The sequence below is a fragment of the Myroides sp. DW712 genome (assembly GCF_046557355.1).
Lineage (GTDB): Bacteria > Bacteroidota > Bacteroidia > Flavobacteriales > Flavobacteriaceae > Flavobacterium.
Genome location: NZ_JBKFDO010000022.1, coordinates 63,060 through 69,965 on the forward strand (window position 1 = coordinate 63,060; position 6,906 = coordinate 69,965).

General features: G+C 37.6%; 5 protein-coding genes and 1 pseudogene. 2 read left to right on the forward strand and 4 right to left on the reverse strand.

The genetic code is table 11. The annotated features are described in order from the left end of the window. The first annotated feature begins 138 nt into the window (after positions 1 to 138). Together ACLJX0_RS14535 and ACLJX0_RS14540 are read left to right on the forward strand one after the other, a co-directional pair. Complete coding sequence (locus tag ACLJX0_RS14535) at positions 139 to 1,155, forward strand: PTS transporter subunit IIC (protein WP_410881448.1); 1,017 nt, start codon at positions 139 to 141, stop codon at positions 1,153 to 1,155. A gap of 491 nt (positions 1,156 to 1,646) precedes the next feature. After that, positions 1,647 to 2,222 (forward strand): hypothetical protein, encoded by a 576-nt coding sequence (locus ACLJX0_RS14540; RefSeq protein WP_410881450.1) that lies wholly within the window; start codon positions 1,647 to 1,649, stop codon positions 2,220 to 2,222. A gap of 112 nt (positions 2,223 to 2,334) precedes the next feature. Here the strand turns inward: ACLJX0_RS14540 and ACLJX0_RS14545 are convergent, their stop codons facing one another. The 4 genes and pseudogenes from ACLJX0_RS14545 to ACLJX0_RS14560 form a co-directional block, all read right to left on the reverse strand. Then, entirely contained in the window at positions 2,335 to 3,588 is a 1,254-nt protein-coding gene (locus tag ACLJX0_RS14545; RefSeq protein ID WP_410881452.1) for a DEAD/DEAH box helicase, read from the reverse strand. A gap of 489 nt (positions 3,589 to 4,077) precedes the next feature. Further along, a complete protein-coding gene (locus ACLJX0_RS14550) occupies positions 4,078 to 4,626 on the reverse strand; it encodes a hypothetical protein (protein ID WP_410881454.1) in 549 nt (182 codons plus the stop codon). Between the two features lie 443 nt (positions 4,627 to 5,069). Then, complete coding sequence (locus tag ACLJX0_RS14555; protein WP_410881456.1) at positions 5,070 to 5,945, reverse strand: hypothetical protein; 876 nt, start codon at positions 5,943 to 5,945, stop codon at positions 5,070 to 5,072. Positions 5,946 to 5,957: 12 nt separating this feature from the next. Continuing rightward, a pseudogene (locus tag ACLJX0_RS14560) lies at positions 5,958 to 6,906 on the reverse strand (hypothetical protein); the annotation flags it as partial.

The window sequence follows — 6,906 nt, forward strand, 5'->3', positions numbered from 1 at the left end:
CGCTCACAATACAGGTATCAAAATCTACTCGTTCATGTTTGTCTCGCTTTTAATTAGTAGTAAACATAAAAAAAAACACGTATACTTCTTCGTTTTATTTACCTTTATGCTGGCAATCCTATTTTATTACCCTCTTTCATGCGAGCATTTCTTCAAAAAAAAGACATCCAAATTTCAAGTAAACGCTACTTTATTGATGCGATGGGCGCTATGGCCTATGGTTTATTTGCAACCTTACTCGTTGGGACAATTCTAAAAACAATAGGAGAAGAATTGGGGATTCTCTTTCTAAAAGAAGTGGTTTGGCCTTTTGCAAATCAAGCTACAGGTCCAGTCATTGCGCTTGCTATTGCCTATAGTTTACGGGCGCCTCAATTGGTTCTATTTTCATCTGCAGTAGTGGGTGTAGCGTCTTATCAATTGGGTGGTCCTTTAGGCGTGTTTTTGGCTACTATAATCGCCGTAGAAATCGGCAAAGCTGTAGCAGGTGAAACACGGATTGATATTGTGATTACCCCTATTGTTACAGTTTTAGTAGGGGTTGCTTTAGCTCAACTCATTGGCCCTAGTGTCAATCAGCTCATGCAGTGGATTGGCCAAATCATTATCCTGGCTACAGACTCCAACCCTTTACTTATGGGCATGGTGATCGCTGTAGTCGTGGGCATGGTGTTGACCCTACCCATCTCTTCCGCAGCCCTGTGTTTGATGTTACAATTGGATGGTTTAGCTGCAGGAGCCGCTACGATAGGTTGTTGTGCACAAATGATTGGATTTGCGACCATCAGCTATAAAGACAACGGGCTAAAAGGCGTACTCGCCCAAGGACTGGGTACCAGCATGTTGCAAATGCCCAACATTTATAAAAATTGGAAAATCTGGATTCCGCCCACAATAACGGCCGCTATCCTTGGCCCTATTGCCATTTTGTTTTTTGATATGCAAAATACAGCCTTAGAATCTGGTATGGGAAGCTGTGGGCTTGTGGGGCAAATTGGTACATTTAATGCCATGAAAGAATCCTATTCTACTTCCTACATCCTCTTGGCTATTCTAGGCTTACAATTTCTATTCCCCATGGTCATTTCTTACCTGATTTACGCTATCATGAAAAAGAAACGTTGGATTTTAGCAGGAGATATGAACCTGTTTTAGTGCCAATAAAAAGACAATTATCCAATAGCACTATCACTTTTTCTGCATTAGCCATACCCTATAAGCAACAACAAATCACTTATTACAGGTGCAGATTAAACAAAAAATGTATTTTAGTTCGTAAAATATACCTTTCGTATGGATAGATTTGTTGTATTTACTCAGAAGAATATTTTTCCTTTCGGATGCATCAAAACGCAAATAAAACTCACCCAATTACTGGATTTTGGGACTGTATTCCTTCTCTTCTTCTCCGAGCCTTCTTCAAGGCTTCTTCGACAAAAAGACCTTTTTCCTAAGGAACATCGAAGGTATCTCGAAGCATCCTCGAAGGACTGTATACTAAAAATATTCCTTCCTATTCACCTATTGCTTTTTTCTGTCTAGAAAATACTTGTCTACCCTTATTTTTCTAGATATCTTTACGTTTATACAATGAAATGATTCAATCTTTACATAGGCGAATGGAAAAAAACTCAAAAATTAAATGAATGAAAAAAGCAATTATTTTATCTGCCACCTTACTAACCTATAGCTTGTCAAGTTATGCACAAAGCGAGACAAACACCATCGAAAGTCAGTTTAACACCCTACTTAGTCAATCCAATAACTGGCAGAATTACAAGGTAGTAGAGAAAAATAAATTACTGCATATCCAACAAAATGTAAGAGATTCGATTGGGCGATTACAAACAACGATAGGGAAAAACAATCAGCTTCTTATTGAACAAAAAACGACCATCGATTCCCTGTCTCATCAGTTGCAAGGCGTACAAAAAGACCTAACACAGGCTATTGAGCAAGAAAATAATCTTGATTTTATCGGCATTAGTACGCATAAAAGTACGTTTAAAGTAATTGTTTGGTCAATTATTCTAGTTTTACTCTTGGTTTTAGGCATTTTGTTTACCCAATATAAAAGAAGTTTTGCTACGACCAAAGATGCCCGTACAAAGCAACTAGAGGCAGAAAGTGAACTTGAAGAATATAAGAAGTTAGCTCTGGAGCGCGAGCAAAAAATTAGACGTCAGCTTCAAGATGAAATCAATAAGAATAAACGAAGCTAGCGCATAAAAAGAAAAGCTTATAAGAGAATCTATTTTATTGTATTATTCATTAGAAGTCAATTTATCGTTGACTTCTAATGAATATTTTTCCTTCTCAGCGTCCTAGTTCATTTTAGTCTCGTTTCTCATTTTGGTTTGGACGTCTTTTCGGTCTGTAGTTGCGTTTATTTCGTTTCTTAGCTTTCTTCGCTTCCGTCACAGGTTGTGCTTGTGTTGCAGCTTGCGTTGGGGGTTGTGCCGTAGCTAAGGAGTGTGCATTCGACAAGACTGGAATTTTAATTCCAATTAACTTTTCTATTTTCACTAAATCTTTCTTCTCGTCTTCCGCGCAAAAAGAAACGGCAATTCCTTGTGCTCCTGCACGTCCAGTACGTCCGATGCGGTGCACATAACTCTCAGGAATATTGGGTAACTCATAATTCACTACATGCGGTAGTTCCTCAATATCAATACCTCTAGCTGCAATATCCGTAGCGATTAACACACGTATCTTATGCTCTTTAAAATCGCTCAGTGCGCGTTGTCTAGCGTTTTGTGATTTATTTCCATGGATAGCGGCTGCGGCAATTCCCATACCTATCAGTTTTTTTGCCAGCTTATCCGCACCGTACTTTGTTCGCGTAAAAACCAAAGAACGCTCAATCGACGCATCACTTAAAACGGTAAAAAGTAGGGCTAATTTCTCGTCCTTCTCCGCAAAGTACACCGATTGCTCGATGGTACCTGCCGTAGAAGAAACGGGAGTAACATTAACTTCCTTGGGGTTCTTGACAAGTTCCATGGCCAATTTCTTAATCTCTGGAGGCATGGTGGCAGAGAAAAATAGCGTTTGCCGTTTGGCGGGAATTTGCGTAAATATCTTTTTGACATCGCGTACAAATCCCATATCCAACATGCGATCGGCTTCATCCAGCACCACAATTTCCAATTGCTGCAAGGAAATAAGCTTTTGGTTCAGCAAATCCAATAAACGCCCTGGCGTAGCAATTACTACATCCACGCCACGTTTTAATTGCGCTACTTGTTTGTGCTGAGATACTCCTCCAAAAATAGCTATATGTCTCGTTTTTACCTGTGTACCATAGGTTTTAAAATTCTCGTCAATCTGAATGGCTAACTCCCTTGTTGGGGTTAAAATTAAGGAACGAATTCCTTTTTTAGGTCCCGATTGCTGTTGTAAAAGCTGTAAAATAGGAATCGCAAACGAAGCGGTTTTCCCCGTTCCTGTTTGAGCGCATCCGATAAGGTCATGTCCTTGTAAAATAAAAGGAATACTCTGCTTTTGTATCGCAGTAGGTTGATCATATCCAACTTCCTTAATCGCTGTTAAGATAGGTTGGATGATATTTAATTCTTTAAAAGTCATATTCAATGAACTGGAATCCCAGTATTACCACTACTCTATTCTTTAGGCGTGAAATAATTTGGAGTAGTTCACTTATTTCACCTGTATTTTTTACATCAGAACGATTGTTTTTATCGTTCGTTTTCCCGCCTTTGAGCTGTATTTTCTTTTATTTCTACTTTAAGACTGTTGTACCTTGAAAATACAAGGCAGTTCTAATTTGGGTTTAAATGTACCATTTATAAATAGAACTAAACGAATTCAAGCGTAAAAAAAAGAGGGAGCTCATCCAATTGGATAAGATCCCTCTTTTTTTATCCCTTATAGCGCAATAACAAGTAAACAGCAAAGAATTAGTAGACACTAAAAACTTGATGATACTAATATTGTACCTCCTATTCGATGTTGCCATCTTGCATCACACCAGTAAGCAACTACAGATTCTTGGGCAAGGAAAGAAAAACTGTGTTTCATTCTCTTATTTAACAACCATCAAGAGAAGGGTAAAGATTAATTCAATTTCCAGTTATACCCAACACCTATCGCAATAGGCCACAACTCATTTTTCATCTCGATGTAGCTACTATCTTTGACTTCATCATAGTTATCCATAAATTTTTTCGAGCGAATCGGAACATATAATCCTGCACTAATCTTATCCCCTCTGTTGCCAACATAGATATCGACATTCGCTCCAAATGTTGTGCCGTAGGAAACCATATTGTATTCCGAAGCTCCATCTACTTGCAACACAGCATTATACCCATACATCACCAGTGGATTAAGAGATACGCGCTTACTCACCTTCAGCTTATATGAAACTCCTACATTCCATCCTGCTTCTTCTAAATTATATCCCACACCAGCAAAAACGCCGATTTCTTCAATAGGTAAGTATTCAATTTTAGCTCCAAATCCACCATAATCCAGTCCGAACCCTAAGCCTCCATAGACTTTGTTAAATTCTTTTTCTGGTTTTGTTGCATCTTGTGCAAAAGCCGTCGAAGCGGCAGTTAAAAAAAGCAAACTCATGCTCCATCGTTTCAATAAGGTAATCATACTCTATGATATTAAGTGTTTCAAATGTATACGAAAGCCAAGGCTAGTCGGCGCTATTAATTCCTCATCCAAGGAAAAATAATTTTGAGCGCAATATTACTACATTTAAATCATTTTCTTTGTTATTTTAACTAGAAAAAGAACACCTCCTCCATTTTTTTAGTTTCTAAGAACCCTGTGGATATCCATCTTTTATGCTTTCCTATTCCATTACAGAACGTACAATAAAAAAAGCCATCTAGAAAAATTTAGATAGCTTTTTTATACTTAAGTGTTACCGCACTAATATCATCACTTAAACATCTTCATAAACGATACTGTTACCAGTAAAAAAAAATTATTTTATTTTAAAAAATGATGTGAAATCATATAGTTTTAATCACAACCAAAGCTACTTCTAACCATTTCGTACTTTGCACACCGATTCTCTAACCACTTCGCGTTTATCCTCCCAAGGGTAATAATTCACGCGAGCTCAATACATCAACAATCACTCCATATTCACCTGCAGGTAAGGTATAATACATACTACTTGATCCTAAGCTAAACTTAAGCAATCCTCCACTCGTTACCTCAACCTCCGTGGTATTAATATCAATAATCTGCTGATTGGCATTGAGTAAGTGAATGTCAAAAACGACACCTTCTTCCAGTAAATGCAAGGTTTCTTGACTCAGCCGAACCCCTCGAACTTCTGCATTTCCATCTTCTATTGCTGTTCGTCCGTATACACTATAGTGGTATTGTCCGCGAACTGATTTTCCAGTATATACTGCGTGTTCTGTAATGTCATAGCCCAGTGTTTTTCTCAATTGATACAGGTGTTCTTCTGATAAATTTGAAATATCCTGAAGCAAAAGTCGCAACAGATCAATTTCTTCCTGTATTTGATTGCCCAGGGCATCTTTTTTCTTTACGTATAACACCGCTTGTGTACCGCCATTAATCTTGCCATAATACACCCCATCCTTTGTGTTTTGTTGATCAATTAAATCAAAGATTGCTTCCGTATGAAGTAAGGCAGTCCAACTCGTTCCTGTCCAATAGTAATACCCTGGTACAAGCTCTTTTGCATGATCTGTTGTTGTATTGTACACGATTAATCCAAGATTGTGCTTATCACTACTACTTCCTGTTATAGGAGCATAGGATTGCTTACTAATTAAAGCAACCTTGGGCATCGCAACTCCCTTATTTCCCTCTGCGCTATGGATATCCAATAGCGTAGATGAAGAAGGATTTCTCGTTCCTATTCCTACCTGGGAATACCCTGAAAAGTATCCCCCTAATAGAAATAATACAAAAATTAACTTTCTCATACTGTTGTGTTTTTATTTGGCTGTATACTCAAATATAACTTCGTAATTATTATTTTCTAATGGGGTATACATATTGCCCATTCCAAAATTAAAGGTTACCTGATTACTTGAGGTATTTATCTCTACATCAGTCACTTGGTTCAATACCACTTGTTTTGTTGTTTTATTAATGATCGTTACAGACAATAAACTTTCGATTTTTTCATTCGTTGGTTTATACGTTGCTCGTTCTGTATCACTTGTTTTCATTGCGGGTTTCAAGGTAATTGGAGAAGCGAATTCAATATCATATCCATCGTTGTTAGATACCATAACAGAACGTTTTCCTTTGTACACTTTACTTCCGTCAATAGTCGTTCCAATCGGTACATCAACCTCATCCACTTGAACAACCACTTCGATACGATCTAGAATTTTTTCAATAATGGTATTATTTGTTACATCTTCAATCACTTTCAAAATATCTTGTGAAATATCAATGGGTTGTGGTTGGTCATCGACGATGATATACAATACGTCTTCTGTACTATTGGCATCTATCTTTCCATAAAACACATTTCCTCCGGTTGAACTATAATTATTAACCGTATTGAAGATTTCCTTTTTCAACAGCGCACTATTTTGAACAGAAGTAATCACATCTTCAGTCATATTAATGTAAAAGATTTTGTCGTGTTCTCCTAAATAAGAGTAGTAAATATCGCCTTCTTTTAGGTTACCAACCGCAAGAGTTTCTGTTGGTTGTAGGGTACCTTCTAAACCATCTCCAGCAGCTACATGCTTACCAATTGATGTTTGGGTTTCGTGTTGGGTTAAGTTAATTTCATGTTTTTGATTGTCGGCATCATAGTACACCAAAAACTCCCCTTCTCCTTCTCTTATTTCAATTGACACATTGTTGGGTGCGTTTTGAATAATCTCTTGTAAGATTTTGATGTTTGTCTCATTCTTCACCATATCG

Excerpts from the sequence above, each read along its gene's own strand:
- ACLJX0_RS14540 (WP_410881450.1), top strand. The coding sequence starts at position 1,647 with ATGAAAAAAGCAATTATTTTATCTGCCACCTTACTAACCTATAGCTTG.
- ACLJX0_RS14555 (WP_410881456.1), bottom strand. The coding sequence starts at position 5,945 with ATGAGAAAGTTAATTTTTGTATTATTTCTATTAGGGGGATACTTTTCA.
- ACLJX0_RS14550 (WP_410881454.1), bottom strand. The coding sequence starts at position 4,626 with ATGATTACCTTATTGAAACGATGGAGCATGAGTTTGCTTTTTTTAACT.
- ACLJX0_RS14545 (WP_410881452.1), bottom strand. The coding sequence starts at position 3,588 with ATGACTTTTAAAGAATTAAATATCATCCAACCTATCTTAACAGCGATT.
- ACLJX0_RS14535 (WP_410881448.1), top strand. The coding sequence starts at position 139 with ATGCGAGCATTTCTTCAAAAAAAAGACATCCAAATTTCAAGTAAACGC.